Origin of the sequence: Rhizobium sp. BK212, assembly GCF_014197475.1 — a bacterium.
Taxonomy (GTDB): Bacteria; Pseudomonadota; Alphaproteobacteria; order Rhizobiales; family Rhizobiaceae; genus Rhizobium; species Rhizobium anhuiense.
The window spans coordinates 59060-74486 of the sequence record NZ_JACIFS010000003.1 but is presented as its reverse complement, the minus strand read 5'-3'; the positions used below and the strand labels follow the sequence as shown (position 1 = coordinate 74486).

Here is a 15427-nt window from a genome sequence, read left to right as displayed (position 1 = left end):
CAGTCCTTTCGAATTATTTTCTTTGTATAACTCGATTCCGCGCGACGAAAAGAATTTTGTTTCAGGAAAGCAGCTTTTTCGTCCGATCCTGCAAGACCGGGAGCAATTCTTTCTCGAACCAGGGATTGCGCTTCAGCCACCCGCTGTTACGCCAGCTCGGATGGGGCAGCGGCAGCACCGTCGGCGATCGGCCGGACAGAAGACCGTCACGCCACGCCCGCACCGTCTCGGTCATATTGCCCCGCTTTTCACCGGTCATATGCCAGGCCTGCGCATATTGGCCGATGACCAGCACCAGTTCGATCTGCGGCATGGCCGAGATCACTCTTTGCCGCCAGAACGGCGCGCATTCGCGCCGCGGCGGCAGATCGGCACCCTTATCGTCGTAGCCAGGAAAACAGAAGCCCATACCAACGATGGCGAATCGGTCGCAGTCGTAGAAGCTTGCCCTGTCAACGCCGAGCCATGACCGCAGCCGGTCGCCGGAAGCATCGTCGAACGGCAGGCCGCTCTCATGCACCCGAAGTCCCGGCGCCTGTCCGGCGATCAGGATGCGCGCGCTCGACGAAATCACCGCCACCGGCCGCGGCTCGTGCGGCAGCCGGTATTCGGGCCCCTTCGCCGGCGTGTCACGACAGATTCGGCAGGACGCGATCTCCCGCCGCAACGTCTCCAGCGTGGCTTCATCGTTCATGGCTTCACTCCCATCCGGCAATCTGCCCGATGAAGCGCAGGACGCCGTCGAAACCGGAACTGTGGCGCGCATGGTCGCGCACATCGCGCGGCCGCTCGAAGGTCCCGGCCCAGAGGCCCGCCTTCCGAGCCTTCGCCTCGGCCTCTTCTTTAGCATAACCGCCATAGGAGATGGCCATGCCCCGCCGCACCATGGCGGCATTGATGTCACCGTCCGCTTCGCTCCGGCAGACGACGAGCAGCCTGTCGTAGCGGTCGCGCCGGCTGCCCTGGCACAGCGTTCCGGATGCCCGCATCATGTCCTGCAGCGCCTCGCGCGCCGACCGGCCGCAGGCCCAAGCCTTCCCTGCCCGCTGGCAGCTCTGATTGAGTTCCGGCGCATCGATGCCTTCGAGGCGCAAACGTTCGGCTCCCAATGTCAGACTGTCACCGTCGGCCGCGTGGAAAGCACCCATATGCTCGATCTTTGCTGCGTCGTTGAGCTTGGCGGCGATCAGCGCCACGAGCACCAGCAGGGCAAAAGCGGTCACGCCGTCGCGAATCAGGCGCAGACCCCGTGTCACGCTTTTGCCTCCTTAAAAAACAAATCCTTGGCAAAGATGGCAAACATCTTCTTAAGAATTGCCGGTTAAGCTCTTATCCACCCTGGGATGAAGTTTCAACGTGCACATGAGTACCGGCGTAAGCACATCGACCGACAAGATCATCGTCGACAGGTCGCGCAGCCACCGCAACAAGGCCGTTTCCAAGGCCGTGCGGCAAACGCGCGAACGTCTTCAGTCCGGTCATGCGTCCAATTCCTCCTTCGACCGTGACGTGCTCAAGATGTATGTGACGTCGATGCTGCAGGGCGCGACGATCATGCCGCTGTTTGTTGTCATCATCACCGCGCTTGGCGTCTATTTCACCCAGAACACCCAATTGCTCTTCTGGGCACTGCTGACGCTCACCTGTCACACCGGCAATATCCTGCTCGCACGGCGCGCGCGCCGGCAGGAAATCACCCCCGAGAGCGCCCGCAAATGGCGCCGCATGCTGCTGCTCGGCCAGTTCCTTCTCGGCTGCTGCTGGGCCGTCTTCGCCCTGCAGGGCTGCGACACTTGCGAGCCGTCGAGCTTCATTCTTTATAAGGGCGCCACGCTGCTGATCGCGCTCTCCGTCACGGCGATGTCGAACTTCATGCTGACGCCTGCCGTGCTCGCCGCCTTCTCGCCGGCGGTCCTGGCGCTCGCCGCCAAGAGCGGCCTGTCGCGCGACTTCCTCGAAATCAGCCTGACGGGGCTCTTCACCACCACTCTCGTCTTCTTCAACTATATCAGCGACCGGCTCTTCAAGTCGAACCTCAGGATCCTCTCCTACCAGTCTGAAAAGGACGACCTGATCGCCGAGCTCGAGGTGGCGAAATCGATGTCGGACGAGGCTCGCCGCCGCGCCGAAGAGGCGAACCTCGCCAAGTCCCGCTTCCTTGCCTCCATGTCGCACGAGCTGAGGACCCCACTCAACGCCATCCTCGGATTCTCCGAGGTGATGTCGGCCGAAGTCATGGGACCGCTCGCCAATCCGACCTACAAGGAATATGCCGGCGATATCCACCGCTCCGGCCAGCATCTGCTCGATCTGATCAACGAGATTCTCGACCTGTCGCGCATCGAAGCCGGCAAATACGAGCTGAGCGAGGAGGCGATCTCGCTTCTCGATATCACCGAAGATTGCATCGGCATGGTCCAGTTGCGCGCCCGCGGGAAGAATATTGCCATTTCGGACCAGTTCGAGCGGCAGCTGCCGGCCATCTGGGCGGATGAAAAATCGATGCGCCAGGTGGTGCTCAACCTTCTCTCCAATGCCGTCAAATTCACGCCGCAGGGTGGCGAGATCCATGTCAAGGTCGGCTGGACGGCCGGCGGCGGTCAGTACATCTCGATCAAGGACAACGGCCCCGGCATTCCGGAAGAAGAGATCCCCGTCGTCCTGTCGGCCTTCGGCCAGGGCTCGATTGCCATCAAGAGCGCCGAACAGGGTACCGGTCTCGGCCTGCCGATCGTCCAGGCGATCCTTGCCAAGCATGACGGACAGTTCCTGCTGAAATCGAAGCTGCGCGAGGGCACCGAGGTCATCGCCATCCTACCCGCCAAACGCGTGCTTCAGAGCCTGCCAGCCGTCGAGGAGGCCCAGGCCGTCGCGCGCAAGCGCAAGAGTTTTGCCTGAATCAGCTAAAGAATAGGCGCTTGCCGAGAACGAAGCCGAGATAGAGGCAGCAGGCGGCGATCATGCAGCTTACCGCGAAAGAGCCGAGATCCTTGGCATGTTTGCCGACGATGGAAATCTCCGGCGAAATCCGGTCGATCACCTCTTCGACGGCGGTATTCATCGCCTCCATCGAAAAGAGTGCGAGAAACAGAAGCACCGCGACGACGATCTCGCCGACACTTGCACCAACGAGCGCCAGCGCTGTGATCGAAACGACGAAGAAACCAAGCTCCTGGCGGAAGGCCGCCTCTTTCAGCACCCGCAGGAAGCCCGCCCAGGAGTAGCTGGCCGCGGCGAAAAAATGCCGAAATCCGGTCTCTTTCGTCACCGCAGGCTTCGTCAAGACACCCTCTCCTCTTGCCGTTGCGTCACAGACCCGGGAAAGCTTGCCGTCTCCCCTTCGATGAGCGAATACGCAAATACCGAATCCCCTTGGGCGGCGCAAGCAAAGGCGGGCGGATCGGCCGCACCGACCGCGGGATCGGCGGCACCGGCCGCGGCCTCAATGCTTGTTGGTCACACCCGCCTGGGCGAAGGTCGCCATGCCGGAATGGCAGGCGGCGGCCGCCTTGACGATACCGGCGGCGAGCGCCGCGCCGGTGCCTTCGCCGAGCCGCATGCCAAGCGCCAGAAGCGGCGTTTTGCCGAGCATCTCAATTGCGCGCAGATGTCCTGGCTCGCCGGAGACATGGCCGATCAGGCAATGATCGAGTGCGGACGGATTGGCGGCCTTCAGGATCGCTGCCGCCGCGGTTGCGACATAACCGTCGATCAGCACGGGAATGCGCTCCATGCGGGCGGCAAGAATGGCGCCGGCCATCGCCGCGATCTCGCGGCCGCCGAGCCGGCGCATGATCTCCAGCGGATCATCGAGATGGTCGCTATGCAACGCCACCGCCTTTTCCACCGCCGCGATCTTGCGCTCCAGCATCTCGCCTTCCGAACCGGTGCCGGGTCCCACCCAGTCGCGTGCCGAACCGCCGTAAAGCGCATAATTAATCGCCGCCGCAATCGTCGTATTGCCGATCCCCATCTCGCCGATGCAGAGCAGGTCCGTGCCGCCGGCGATCGCCTCCATGCCGAAGGCCATGGTCGCGGCGCAATCGCGCTCGGAAAGTGCGGCCTCTTCGGTGATGTCTCCGGTGGGATAATCGAGCGCCAGATCGAAGACTTTCAGCCCGAGATCATAGGCGACGCAGATCTGGTTGATCGCAGCCCCCCCGGCGGCAAAATTCTCGACCATCTGCTGCGTCACCGCGGGCGGAAAGGGCGTGATGCCCTGTCTGGTGACGCCGTGATTGCCGGCAAAGATCGCCACCAGCGGCCGGTTGACGGCAGGTGTGCGGCCCGTCCAGGCGGCAAGCCAGAAGGCGATCTCCTCAAGCCGTCCAAGCGCGCCCGGCGGCTTGGTCAGTTGCGCGTCGCGTTCGCGCGCCGCCACCAGCGCGCGGGCATCCGGGCCCGGCAGGTCACGAAGCAGGGTACGGAAATCGTCGAACGGCAGGCCTGAAACGCTCATCTGTGCGGTTTTCCTATGAATCCGGTATTCTTGTCTTTTCCACGCAAATCAGCTTCCTTGCGGGTGGCAACTCTCTTAAAGCGGGCGGACGAGGCGAACAACTCCAAAAGCGCCGCCGCGACCATAAGCCGAAACCTCCGGCAGAACGAAGCAGAATGAAGATCAAGGACCATGCGGTCGACACCGCCCGCGCCGTCGCCTTCCTCAGCCGCATTCCGATGCCGCAATCGCTGTTCAAAGGCTATGACGGCAGGCTCGGCCGGCTGGTGCGCGCCTTTCCCTTCGCCGGCCTGGTAATCGGCTTCGCCCCCGGGCTCGCCCTCCTCCTGCTTTTGGCGCTCAGGGCCGACCCGCTGATGGCAGCTCTGATCGCGCTTTCCGTCCAGGCTCTCGTCACCGGTGCGCTGCACGAGGACGGCCTGGCCGATACGGCCGATGGCATCGGCGGCGGCAAGAGCCGCGAGCAGAGCCTCCTCATCATGAAGGACAGCCGGATCGGCACCTATGGCGCGATAGCATTGATCCTGTCTTTCGCGATCCGCGCAGCCGCGCTTGCCGCCATCGCCCGACATTCCTCGCCGCTCGCTGCCGCCCTTGCCATTCTCGCCGTCGCGGCACTGAGCCGCGGCGCCATCACCTGGCACTGGCAGCGGCTGGCACCGGCAAAGGCCGATGGCGTGGCTGCCTCGACCGGCCAGCCAGACGAGGCGGCAATGCAGTTTGCGCTCGCCGCAGCCGGCCTCGTCGCAGCGCTTCTGATCTGGCCTGCCTTCGGCCTGAGGCCGCTGGTCGCAAGCCTGCTCGCCACCGGGATCGCAGGGCTTTCCTTCACCGTTTTCATCCGCCGCAAGCTTGCCGGCCACACCGGCGATACGCTCGGCGCAACCCAGCAAATTTGCGAGATCGCCACCCTTTGCGCTCTTGCCACCGCTCTTTGAAACTCCGATATATCGCTCATGCAAACACCCTGCATTCACGTCTGCTCCATGGAGCCCTCCGCCGGATTTTGCGCCGGCTGCGGCCGGACTCTTCAGGAGATCGGCAGCTGGATGAACTACTCCGACGCCGAGCGAAGACGGATCATGGCGCTGCTGCCGGCGAGGCTTGCAGGCATCGCCGCGGTGCCAAACCATATGGAAACAAGCCTCGCCAGTCGGTCGGAGCGGCCTTTATGATCCGTTTGACCGTCTTCCTCGTCGTGATCGGCATCGGCCTTGCCGTGTTGATCGTCAACAATGACAGCGGCCATATCCTCGGCCTGCAGAGCGATGACTTCGGCCGCGTCGTCTATCTGTTGCCGATCGCGCTGATGCTGTCGGCCGGCATCTGGGCCAGCCGGCGCAGTGTCGGCGAAACGATGCGCCAGATGATGATCTGGCTGGTCATCATCCTGGCGCTCGCGACCGTCTATCTCTATCGCCAGGAGGCGCTCGGCGTCGGCAACAGGCTGCTCGCCGGCCTCGTTCCCGGCCACGCCGTCGTCGTCACGACAAGCGAGGGCGGCCAGGAGATCATCCTGCACAAGCTGCTGAACGGCCATTTCGAAGCCGATGTCGCTGTCAACGGCCAGACGATCCAGATGCTCGTCGACACCGGCGCCAGCATGGTGGCGCTGTCGCGCGAAGATGCCGAGCGGATCGGCATCGACCTCTCCGGCCTCACCTATTCCATGACCGTCATGACCGCCAACGGCCGCGGCCGCGCAGCACCCGTCACGCTCGACCAGGTGGCGATCGGCCCGATCGTCCGCAACAATGTCGCAGCCAGCGTCGCCGAGGACGGCCGGCTCGACCAGAGCCTGCTCGGCATGAGCTTCCTGGAAACGCTGGGCTCCCTGCAGATGCAGACCGATGAACTGCGCATGCGCGATTGAACCCGAGGCGCTCACGATCCGTTGCCACCCCGTCGCCGATCGACGAGTGCCGCAAAAAACGCTGCCGACAATGCGAGCGAAGCCGATATCAGCAACAGGCCGAATAGCGTGTGAACCGCGCCCGGCCCACCGAGAAACAGCCCGGCGACCGAGGCGATGAGTGCTCCGCCGCCAATCGACATCGCGGCAGCAAGGCCCGCGGCGGTGCCCGCGAGATTGGCGCGCACGGACATTACACCCAGATTGGCGGCGGGAAAGGTCAATCCGTTGCCGATGCCGATGAATATGCAGGGTCCGAAGAACGCAAGGACGTGGGTGGCGCCCGACAGCGAGAAGATAAGCCCAAACAATAGACCCATACACGTCACCAGGCGCGCAATGACAAGGGTTGTGCCCGGCGAGTTCCCGGTGAAGCGGCCGGCGAGATAGCTGCCCAGAATGAACCCCGCAGGGACCATTCCCATGTAGAAGCCGAGCTTTGCGCTTGATCCGCCGAGCGACTCGCCAACGGCCGACGATGCTCCTCCAAGAAAAATATAGAGAGTGCCCGTCGAACAGGCCATGCACAGCGCATGGGCCCAGAACCGTGCCGAACCCAGAAGCTGCCCATAGGAGGCGAGATGGTTGCCTCTCGATCTCGATTTGTGTTCGGCGGTCTCCTTGAGCTCGCGCATGGAGATCGCGAGGATGGCGGCCCCGAGCAGCGCAAGGGCGACGAAAATCGACCGCCATCCGAACAACTCGTCCAAAGCTCCGCCGAAAGTGGGACCCAGCATGGGAGCAATTGCCCATCCCATGGCGGCGTAACCAATTCTGTTGGCGGCCTGACCTTCGCCCGCCGTCTCCTTGATGACGACGAGGGCGACACAAAAACATGCGGCGATGGACGCTTGCATGGCGCGAAACAGAAGGAAGATGCCGATATTTGGAGCAAAGGCGCAACCGACGGAGGCGACGATGAAAATGGCGACGGCGACCAGTGCGACCGGTCTGCGCCCATATCGATCCGACATTGCGCCTGCGACGATCTCCGTCAGGGCGTTGACGATCGCATAGCCCGCAACCGACAGATTGACGAGCGCGAAATCGGCTTGGAACGTGGCCGCGATGTTCGGCAGCGCCGGCAGATATATGTTCACCGGCAATACCGAGAGCGCCGTGAGCAGGAGGAGGATCGTGCGCCGGGGCGCCGCCGCGGTCGATGTCGCAACCGTCGTGTCGGTCATGCGGCTGCTGGAGTTCTGAACAGCATTGTCGCGAGTCATGGTCTTGCCGTTTTGTCAGCGAGATGTCGTGGGAAATCTGACGAGGCGCAGCCCAAATTCAGGGCATAAAAAAAGCCCCGTCAGGAGCTCGATTTCCGCGCATGGGGCTGTTTGCCGGATGGTTACACCATCCTGCCCATGCGCTCTATCACCACGACAAGAACCATTGCGATCTTCATGGCCGCTACAGCTAGAGAGACATTCGCACTCCGTCAATGTGCCGCTTTTTGACGGGCGGAGCGGCTTTACGGCAGCGTTCGGATCTGTCAGCTTCAAGCGCAACAACAAGACCACAAAGAGCAAAAGAAACTTCCCCTGCATAATTCCTGAAATCGGAATCGATTTCAGGAATTATGCAGCAATTCAAAGTGCTACAGCGTCCTTTGCGCGTCTGAAAGACGCGCGGCGCTGTAGTCTGGTGGCACCGCATGTTCGACCGGCCTTCGCCTTGGGCGAGGCCTTAATCCATGGGTGCGACAGGAGCTTCGCGATGAATTCACTTTGGCCGATCGTCATCGGCGGCGTTCTGCCGGCTTTCTTCTGGGGCATCACTGCCATCTTCCAGAAACAGAGCGCCACATCAGCCACCGGCTCCGCCATCTATCTGATCGCCTTCGGCGCTGTCTGCGCGCTCGCCGGTCTGCTCGCCGCGCTGATCTGGCGCCCTGCCCCCTGGACCGCCGAGGGTCTCGGTTTTGCCGCCATCGCGGGCGCCTGCTTTGCCGTCGGCACCGGCCTCATCAGCTTTGCGCTTTTTGCTTATGGCGTCCCGGTTTCGAAACTCGCTCCGATCTGGAGCTGCAACGTCCTGGTGACGCTGGCAATCGGCGCCGTCATTCTCGGTGAAGCCTCCGAGGTCAACATAATGAGGCTCGCCGCCGGTACCCTCCTGATCATCTCAGGCGCTCTGCTCGTCAGCAGCGCCTGAGATGAAGCGGGGGCCACACGCAGCAGGAAAGACAAGCCTTCGTCGCCAAATGCACCTGCATTGCAGCACGTTCTGCTTTGTTGATATCCTGCGTCAAGGCGCCTCCACGCGTCGTACGGAGCCAACATGAACCTGCGACAATTGAAGACATTCCTTGCGGTGATCCGGCACGAAAATCTGACGCGCGCCGCCGCCGAGGTCAATCTCGCTCAGTCGAGCCTCAGCGACCAGATACAGGCGCTGGAAGAGGAATTGGGCGCAGAGCTCTTCCTCCGCTCGCGGCAGGGCGTGGTCCCGACACCGGCGGGCGCGGTCCTCAAGGCCTATGCCGAAGAGATATTGGCGCTGAACGACGAGGCGAAGGCCGCCGTCAGTGCTGCAGCCGGCAGCGCTGGACAGTCCATCACCTTGGGTACGCTCGAAACCATCGCCGCCGAAAGGCTGGCGCCGTGGCTGTCACTCTTTCGCAAGAAGAACCCAGACGTCGGCCTCAAGCTCAAGGTCGGCGGCAGCGGCGAATTGGTTGCGCAGTTGCAGCAGGGCTCGATCGATGTCGCCTTCACCTTCGATCGCGGGCATCAGGACGAACGCTTCTTGACGCGCCGCATCTGCAGCGAACAGTTGGTGCTGATTGCCGGCCGCGATTTGCAAGCCCGACCACCCGCAAGCCTCGCCGCACTGAAGAACGCGCCCTTCGTCGCCACCGAAACCGGCTGCGTCTACCGTCACCTGTTCGAGACCGCCTTTGCCGACGCCGGCATCGCCACGCCACCGATCGTCACTGAGGCCGACAGCATCGCCACGATCATCCGACTCGTTGCATCTGGCACTGGTTACGGCCTTGTGCCACGCCTTGCGCTCGGCCATGCGGCAACACGCGACGACGTCGTCGAACTGCCATGGCCGGGCAATCCACCTGCCGCTTCGCTGATCATGGTGTGGCGCCGCCGGCGAATTCAGCCGCCGGCGCTTTCTCTCTTGCTGGCATCAGCGTCCGACAACCTTCAGCCCCTCAAACCAGCCGATGTCCGCCTTCAACGTGCAGGATAGTGCCTGTGGTGAAGCCGTTGCCGATCAGGAAGCGGATCGCATCGGCAATATCCCCGGGTCTGCCGACACGCCCGGCTGGCAGGCGTTGTGCCATGGCCTCAAGCGTCGCCTGCTTGGCGTCGCCAGCAACCAAGCTCCAAATCGGCGTGTCCACCCATCCCGGCGACACGGCGTTGACGCGGATCGGCGCCAGCTCGATCGCCAACGCCCTGACCAGGCCTTCGAGCGCAGCGTTAACGGCAGCGACGACCGATCCCCGCGCCGCCGGCCGATAGGCCGCAACGCCCGATGTATAAGTAATCGATCCTGATGGAGGCAGGAGGGGCGCACCGTATTTCGCCAGCAGTAACGGCCCATAGAACTTGCTCTCGACCACACGTTGTGCCGCCGTAAGTTCGATCGACGGCAGCAACTGGTAGGCGCCTTCGATGTCAGCGGCGGTGCTGACGATATGGTCAACGGGATCGCTATTGCGGAAAAGCGCCGCGACCTCTTCCTCCCGCGATATATCGACGGCAAGCGTCGCCAATCCAGGGTGATCGCCGAGATCGCGCCGCGCCGCCGCAAGCCTGTCGGCGCTACGTCCCGCGATCGTCACGGACGCTCCCTCCTCAAGTAGGCGTGCAGCAAGCGCCAGTCCCATGCCGGAACTGCCGCCAACAATAATGATCTTCGCGCCTTCGATCCTGATATCCGTCACCTGCCGTCTCCTTCTTGGCTGACCAGCAGATGCCCCAGGCCAAAGCGGAAGAAAAACGGAAGAAATCGATAACATCATCGGAAAATCCGATGATGTTATTCAGGAAAACGGTCAGTTGCGCAGCCGATACCCCGTCTTGAATATCCAGGCGAGCGTTCCCAGGCAGATGCCCAGGAAGACCGTGATCATCGCCAGGCTGATCGCCGGATTGACATCGGCGATCCCGTAAAAGCTCCAGCGGAAACCGCTGACGAGATAGAGCACCGGGTTGAGGTGGCTGACCGCCTGCCAGAAAGGCGGCAGCATGCTGACTGAATAGAAGCTGCCGCCGAGGAAGGTGAGCGGCGGCACGACCAGCATGGGAATAAGGTTCAGCTGTTCGAAATTGCCGGCCCAGATGCCGATCATGAAGCCGAACAGGCTGAAGGTGATCGCCGTCAGCAGGAAGAACAGGATCATCATGAAGGGATGCTCGATCCTAACGTCGACGAAAAGATTGGCGGTCAGGAGGATAATGAAGCCGATAATCATTCCCTTGGTCGCCGCCGCCCCGACATAACCGAGCAGAATCTCGGTCATCGCCACCGGCGCCGAAAGCACCTCGTAGATCGTGCCGGTGAATTTCGGGAAATAGATGCCGAAGGAGCCGTTGCTGATGCACTGGCCGAGCAACGTCAGCATGATCAGGCCGGGGGTGATGAAGGCGCCGTAGGACACGCCCTCCACCTCCTGGATGCGCGAGCCGACCGCGGCGCCGAAGACGATGAAATAAAGAGATGTCGAGATCACGGGCGAGATGACGCTCTGCAGCAGGGTGCGGCGCGTGCGCGCCATCTCGAAGAAATAGATCGATTTGACGGCTTCGACGTTCATTTGTCCGCTCCCACCAGCGCCACGAAGATGTCCTCAAGCGAGCTTTGCCGCGTCGAGAGATCCTTGAAATGGATATTGTTCTCGCCGAGTCGGGTCAGCAGTGCCGCGATACTTTCCTGCTCGTTGTCAGTGTCGAAATCATAAGTCAGCCGGCTGCCGTCAGCCTCCAGCGTCAATCCATTGCCGGCAAAACAATCCGGCAGCCGGTCGAGCGGTTCGGTGAGATCGAGGATGAGTTGCTTACGACCGAGCTTGGCCATCAGCGCCGCCTTGTCCTCGACGAGCAGCAATTCGCCGCCGTTGATGACGCCGACGCGGTCGGCAATTTCCTCGGCCTCTTCGATATAATGCGTGGTCAGGATGATGGTGACGCCGGAGGCCCTAAGCTCTTCGACGACATGCCACATGTCCTTGCGCAGCGTCACGTCGACGCCGGCGGTCGGCTCGTCGAGGAAAAGAATATCCGGCTCATGCGAGAGAGCCTTGGCGATCAGCACTCGCCGCTTCATGCCGCCGGAGAGCTGGCGCAGCATATTGTCCTTCTTGTCCCAGAGCGAGAGTGCGCGCAGCACTCTCTCGATATGAGCAGGATTGGCTTTCTTGCCGTGCAGACCGCGCGAAAAGCTGACGGTATTGAACACCGTCTCGAACTGATCGGTGGTCAGTTCCTGCGGCACCAGCCCGATCATTCCGCGGGTGGCGCGAAAATCCTTCACGACGTCGTGGCCGGCGACCAACACCCGGCCGCCGCTCGGATTGGCGATGCCGCAGATAATCGAGATCAGCGTCGTCTTGCCCGCGCCGTTTGGCCCGAGCAGCGCCAGGATCTCACCCTTTTCGACGTCGAGATTGATGCCCTTCAGGGCCTCGAACCCATTGGCGTAGGTCTTGGTGAGGTTCTGAACGGAAATGATGGGGGCCATGCGGAACTCTTGAGGATTCTCGGAAGTTACTCGGCCGCTATATAGTCCCTTTGTAACGCTTTAACATCCTTAAGCGCTGAACACTGCATTCGCGCACTGCTAACATAGTTGGCCCGCTAGCGTAGGCGCCCACTAACACAGGGCGCCCGCTGACATTGTCAATCCGCTGGCGCGGAAAGCCCGCTGGCGCAGTCGGCCCGCTGGCGCGGGCGGGGTAGTCGGCATCGGGCTTCGCGACGAACCGCCCCTTGCGAAAAGAAAGGCAGCGGCCGGGCTCAGATGTCATCATCCGGTGATATTCATGCCCGATAAGAGAGCCGAGGCCAGCACCGGCATCCGCCCCCGCCGCCCATCCCTTTGCGGAGCCGTCTCCGGGCGTTCTCGTTGCGCCCCTTTTTGGCTGCCTCGGCATGTAGTGAAAGTTATTGTTCAGTTACGAAGCGCTTGGAACCGGCCCGTATCCCCTGTCCAGCCGTGTTCGTCTTAAGCCGGCCCTGCGCCGGCTTTCTTTTTGTGGGTTATCCGTTGTTGCCCCTCGCTGGCGATCGGCGCATTCGGTCCTATCGTCGTTCGCCCTTACAACTCGTCATAAACAAACCAGTCGAAATCAGCAGTCTTCGCCCGGCCTGACGTATCGAAGGCAAATACGCCGGCGAATGCACCGGTGAAGGAGCCATGTTCGCCGCGTCCGCCCTCGTCGGAAATCACACCGGCGTCGAGGACCGGGCCGATCGGCTGCCATGCGCCCTTGCCTTCGGTCCGCCAGAAGAACTGCAGGTCGTTCTCGCGGATTTCCATGGCGAGCTGGACGCGGCCCTCGGCGGCAATCGAAACGCCGCTTTCGGCGGGAAAACTCAGCCGTCCGTTCGGGTAGTCGCCGTTGCAGGAGAGGATCGTCACGCAGCGGCCGAGTGTTTCGTGCAGCGTCACGGCAACGGCGTGGAACTTGTGCCGGTTGTAGTAATGCGTCAGCCCCGCCACCTGCTGATAGGTGTCGGGCGAGAACTCGATCACGGTCTCGGCGCGGAAACTGTGGTGTTCCTGCCGGCGGGCGATCAGCGACTGTTCGAACCAGGAACCGATGCTTTCGCGCGCAATCAGGCGCAAATGGCCGGGACGATCCGTCAGGTTGAAGATGCGCTCGGGCTCGGGCGTGCGCAGCCACTGAAAATCGGCAGGCAGCGTGCCGCCGTCGAAGCTGTATTCGCTGCGCATCGGCTTTTCCACAGGCGTCGCGCCGAAGAGACCGGGTACATCGACATCAGGTACGCTGGTACCATTTTCGAGATAAAGCCAGTCATCGTCGCGCCAGACGCATTTCTGCAGGCTTGTCTCTCGCCCCAGTGTGCATCGCCGTTTCGGCGGCAACGGCCGGCCGCAGAGATGGGTGTGGTAGGCCTCGCCGTCGGGCGTCTCGACATACTGCCCGTGCCCTGCCCGCTGCAGCACCGCGCCCGGGTGGTCCTTGGAGGTGATCAGATGCATGTTCGGATGCATCTCATAGGGTCCGTCAATATCGCGGGACCGCGCCATGGTGACGGCGTGGTCGTAGCCGGTGCCGCCCTCGGCGGTCGTCAGATAATACCAGCCGTTGCGTTTGAAGAGATGCGGGCCTTCGACGAGGCCGAGCGGGCTGCCGGCGAAGATGTTCTTGATCGGCCCCTTCAACGCCTTTGTCGCCGGATCCCATTCCTGCAGCAGAATACCGTCGAAGGCCGGTGACTTCGGCGAGCCGCCGTAGCTTTCGGTGCGATGGTTCCACTGCATGTTGACGAACCACTTGCGGCCGTCATCGTCGTGAAACAGCGAGGGATCGAAGCCGGAGGAATTGACATAGACGGGGTCGGACCATTCGGCCTCGATCGAGGGTGCGGTGACGATGTAGTTCGGCGCGTCCTTGAAGCTGCCGTCGAAGCGCTTGACGTCGGTATAAACAAGCCAGAACTGCCCGTCGGCATAGGAAAGACACGGCGCCCAGATGCCGCAGCTATCGGGATTGCCGCGCATGTCGAGCTGCGACCTGCGTTCCAGCGGCCGGCGCACCAGCGTCCAGTTCACCAGGTCGCGCGAATGGTGGATCTGCACGCCGGGATACCATTCGAAGGTCGAGGTGGCGATGTAATAATCCGCGCCGACGCGGCAGATCGACGGATCGGGGTTGAACCCCGGCAGGATGGGATTGCGGATCATGGACGGTCTCCTCCGAGCATCGGTGCTATTTGCTGCACGTACATCAGATCATAGCAGAAAAGAGCCCGGAAGAGTTTCCTCCCCGGGCCCGGCTTGATTTATGCGCGTTCGGCCGACTTGGCCCAGAGGTTGATGTCGGCCTCGCGGGCGTAGACGTCGATCTCGGCAAGTTCCTCTACGGTGAATTCGAGATTGTCGAGCGCCTTGACGCAATCGACGATCTGCGAGGAGCGGCTGGCGCCGATCAGCGCCGAGGTCACGCGGCCGCCGCGCAGCACCCAGGCGATCGCCATCTGCGCCAGCGTCTGGCCGCGCTTTTCGGCGATCCCGTTGAGCTTGCGGATATTGTCGATGATCGAAGGGCGGATGAAATCGCGCTTGAGGAAGTGGTTCTGCGCCGCGCGGCTGTCTTCCGGAATGCCGCCGAGATATTTCGTCGACAGCATGCCCTGGGCAAGCGGCGAGAAGACGATCGAACCCATGCCGACCTCATCCAGCGTATCGAGCAGCTTGTCGTCTTCGACCCAGCGATTGAGCATCGAATAGCTCGGCTGGTGGATCAGGCACGGCGTGCCGAGCTCCTGCTGGATCTTTGCGGCTTCGCGCGAGCGCTGCGAATTATAGGAGGAAATGCCGACATAGAGCGCCCGGCCGGAGCGGACGATATGGTCGAGCGCGCCGCAGGTCTCTTCCAGCGGCGTCTCCGGATCGAAGCGATGCGAATAGAAGATGTCTACATAGTCGAGGCCCATGCGCTTCAGGCTCTGGTCGCAGGAGGCGATCAGGTACTTTCGGCTGCCCCATTCGCCATAGGGTCCGGGCCACATGTCATAGCCGGCCTTCGACGAAATGATCAGCTCGTCACGAAGCCCGGCAAATTCGGTGCGCAGGATCTCGCCGAAGGCGGTCTCGGCGCTGCCGGGCGGCGGGCCGTAATTGTTGGCGAGGTCGAAATGGGTGATGCCGAGGTCGAAGGCCGTGCGGCACATATCGATCTTGCGGTCGTGCGACGTGTCGCCGCCGAAATTGTGCCAGAGGCCGAGCGAGACGGCCGGCAGCTTCAGGCCGGAACGGCCCGTGCGGTTATATTTCATTTTCGAATAGCGGTCTGCGGCTGGTTGCCAGCTCATGATCCCAATCCTTTAAAAGCAATTCCTGGAAAAGCA

Annotated in this window: 16 protein-coding genes; 6 read left to right on the top strand and 10 right to left on the bottom strand. The window is 62.1% G+C overall.

Features of this window, described 5'->3' with window-relative positions; genetic code table 11:
- Positions 1 to 61 precede the first annotated feature (61 nt).
- A complete protein-coding gene (locus FHT79_RS10360; RefSeq protein WP_047610204.1) occupies positions 62 to 694 on the bottom strand; it encodes a uracil-DNA glycosylase family protein in 633 nt (210 codons plus the stop codon).
- Between the two features lie 4 nt (positions 695 to 698).
- Entirely contained in the window at positions 699 to 1256 is a 558-nt protein-coding gene (locus tag FHT79_RS10355) for a thermonuclease family protein (RefSeq protein WP_097594302.1), read from the bottom strand.
- A gap of 106 nt (positions 1257 to 1362) precedes the next feature.
- Between FHT79_RS10355 and FHT79_RS10350 the strand changes: the two genes are divergently transcribed.
- Positions 1363 to 2898 (top strand): HAMP domain-containing sensor histidine kinase, encoded by a 1536-nt coding sequence (locus tag FHT79_RS10350; RefSeq protein ID WP_063475041.1) that lies wholly within the window; start codon positions 1363 to 1365, stop codon positions 2896 to 2898.
- 1 nt (position 2899) lies between these two features.
- Here FHT79_RS10350 and FHT79_RS10345 read toward each other — a convergent pair whose 3' ends face one another.
- Complete coding sequence (locus FHT79_RS10345) at positions 2900 to 3283, bottom strand: diacylglycerol kinase (RefSeq protein ID WP_097594301.1); 384 nt, start codon at positions 3281 to 3283, stop codon at positions 2900 to 2902.
- A 159-nt stretch (positions 3284 to 3442) separates the two neighbouring features.
- Entirely contained in the window at positions 3443 to 4459 is a 1017-nt protein-coding gene (cobT, locus tag FHT79_RS10340; protein WP_047610212.1) for a nicotinate-nucleotide--dimethylbenzimidazole phosphoribosyltransferase, read from the bottom strand.
- A gap of 155 nt (positions 4460 to 4614) precedes the next feature.
- On the opposite strand from cobT, the gene FHT79_RS10335 reads away from it, so the two are divergent.
- The 3 genes from FHT79_RS10335 to FHT79_RS10325 are packed head-to-tail and all read left to right on the top strand — an operon-like array spanning position 4615 to position 6332.
- Positions 4615 to 5397: an adenosylcobinamide-GDP ribazoletransferase gene (locus FHT79_RS10335; RefSeq protein WP_047610214.1), complete on the top strand. Its 783-nt coding sequence runs from the start codon at positions 4615 to 4617 to the stop codon at positions 5395 to 5397.
- Positions 5398 to 5415: 18 nt separating this feature from the next.
- Positions 5416 to 5634, top strand: coding sequence for a DUF1289 domain-containing protein (locus tag FHT79_RS10330; RefSeq protein ID WP_047610217.1), 219 nt, complete (start codon positions 5416 to 5418; stop codon positions 5632 to 5634).
- Positions 5631 to 6332 (top strand): TIGR02281 family clan AA aspartic protease, encoded by a 702-nt coding sequence (locus tag FHT79_RS10325; protein WP_047610219.1) that lies wholly within the window; start codon positions 5631 to 5633, stop codon positions 6330 to 6332. The genes FHT79_RS10330 and FHT79_RS10325 overlap by 4 nt, the downstream gene beginning before the upstream one ends.
- 11 nt (positions 6333 to 6343) lie before the next feature.
- Here FHT79_RS10325 and FHT79_RS10320 read toward each other — a convergent pair whose 3' ends face one another.
- On the bottom strand, positions 6344 to 7597 hold the full coding sequence (locus FHT79_RS10320; RefSeq protein WP_097594300.1) for an MFS transporter: 1254 nt from the start codon (positions 7595 to 7597) through the stop codon (positions 6344 to 6346).
- 490 nt (positions 7598 to 8087) lie between these two features.
- Between FHT79_RS10320 and FHT79_RS10315 the strand changes: the two genes are divergently transcribed.
- A complete protein-coding gene (locus tag FHT79_RS10315) occupies positions 8088 to 8525 on the top strand; it encodes an EamA family transporter (protein WP_097594299.1) in 438 nt (145 codons plus the stop codon).
- 126 nt (positions 8526 to 8651) lie between these two features.
- Positions 8652 to 9575, top strand: a complete 924-nt coding sequence (locus FHT79_RS10310; protein ID WP_097594298.1) for a LysR family transcriptional regulator — start codon at positions 8652 to 8654, stop codon at positions 9573 to 9575.
- Here the strand turns inward: FHT79_RS10310 and FHT79_RS10305 are convergent.
- The 5 genes from FHT79_RS10305 to mgrA form a co-directional block, all read right to left on the bottom strand.
- Complete coding sequence (locus FHT79_RS10305) at positions 9538 to 10275, bottom strand: SDR family oxidoreductase (protein WP_097594297.1); 738 nt, start codon at positions 10273 to 10275, stop codon at positions 9538 to 9540. The two genes, FHT79_RS10310 and FHT79_RS10305, sit on opposite strands and share 38 nt — an antisense overlap.
- Before the next feature lie 111 nt (positions 10276 to 10386).
- Positions 10387 to 11148, bottom strand: a complete 762-nt coding sequence (locus FHT79_RS10300) for an ABC transporter permease (RefSeq protein ID WP_047610230.1) — start codon at positions 11146 to 11148, stop codon at positions 10387 to 10389.
- Positions 11145 to 12071 carry an ABC transporter ATP-binding protein gene (locus FHT79_RS10295; protein ID WP_097594296.1) on the bottom strand — a complete coding sequence of 309 codons (927 nt, stop codon included), beginning with the start codon at positions 12069 to 12071 and terminating at the stop codon, positions 11145 to 11147. The genes FHT79_RS10300 and FHT79_RS10295 overlap by 4 nt, the downstream gene beginning before the upstream one ends.
- 576 nt (positions 12072 to 12647) lie before the next feature.
- The gene (locus FHT79_RS10290) at positions 12648 to 14261 is read right to left on the bottom strand and encodes a glycoside hydrolase family 43 protein (RefSeq protein WP_183903342.1); all 1614 of its coding nucleotides are present in this window, start codon (positions 14259 to 14261) and stop codon (positions 12648 to 12650) included.
- Positions 14262 to 14359: 98 nt separating this feature from the next.
- Complete coding sequence (gene mgrA, locus FHT79_RS10285) at positions 14360 to 15391, bottom strand: L-glyceraldehyde 3-phosphate reductase (RefSeq protein ID WP_183903341.1); 1032 nt, start codon at positions 15389 to 15391, stop codon at positions 14360 to 14362.
- Positions 15392 to 15427 lie beyond the last annotated feature (36 nt).

Excerpts from the sequence above, each read along its gene's own strand:
- FHT79_RS10360 (WP_047610204.1), bottom strand. The coding sequence starts at position 694 with ATGAACGATGAAGCCACGCTGGAGACGTTGCGGCGGGAGATCGCGTCC.
- FHT79_RS10350 (WP_063475041.1), top strand. The coding sequence starts at position 1,363 with ATGAGTACCGGCGTAAGCACATCGACCGACAAGATCATCGTCGACAGG.
- cobT (WP_047610212.1), bottom strand. The coding sequence starts at position 4,459 with ATGAGCGTTTCAGGCCTGCCGTTCGACGATTTCCGTACCCTGCTTCGT.
- FHT79_RS10335 (WP_047610214.1), top strand. The coding sequence starts at position 4,615 with ATGAAGATCAAGGACCATGCGGTCGACACCGCCCGCGCCGTCGCCTTC.
- FHT79_RS10330 (WP_047610217.1), top strand. The coding sequence starts at position 5,416 with ATGCAAACACCCTGCATTCACGTCTGCTCCATGGAGCCCTCCGCCGGA.
- FHT79_RS10325 (WP_047610219.1), top strand. The coding sequence starts at position 5,631 with ATGATCCGTTTGACCGTCTTCCTCGTCGTGATCGGCATCGGCCTTGCC.
- FHT79_RS10320 (WP_097594300.1), bottom strand. The coding sequence starts at position 7,597 with ATGACTCGCGACAATGCTGTTCAGAACTCCAGCAGCCGCATGACCGAC.
- FHT79_RS10315 (WP_097594299.1), top strand. The coding sequence starts at position 8,088 with ATGAATTCACTTTGGCCGATCGTCATCGGCGGCGTTCTGCCGGCTTTC.
- FHT79_RS10310 (WP_097594298.1), top strand. The coding sequence starts at position 8,652 with ATGAACCTGCGACAATTGAAGACATTCCTTGCGGTGATCCGGCACGAA.
- FHT79_RS10300 (WP_047610230.1), bottom strand. The coding sequence starts at position 11,148 with ATGAACGTCGAAGCCGTCAAATCGATCTATTTCTTCGAGATGGCGCGC.
- FHT79_RS10295 (WP_097594296.1), bottom strand. The coding sequence starts at position 12,071 with ATGGCCCCCATCATTTCCGTTCAGAACCTCACCAAGACCTACGCCAAT.
- FHT79_RS10290 (WP_183903342.1), bottom strand. The coding sequence starts at position 14,261 with ATGATCCGCAATCCCATCCTGCCGGGGTTCAACCCCGATCCGTCGATC.
- mgrA (WP_183903341.1), bottom strand. The coding sequence starts at position 15,391 with ATGAGCTGGCAACCAGCCGCAGACCGCTATTCGAAAATGAAATATAAC.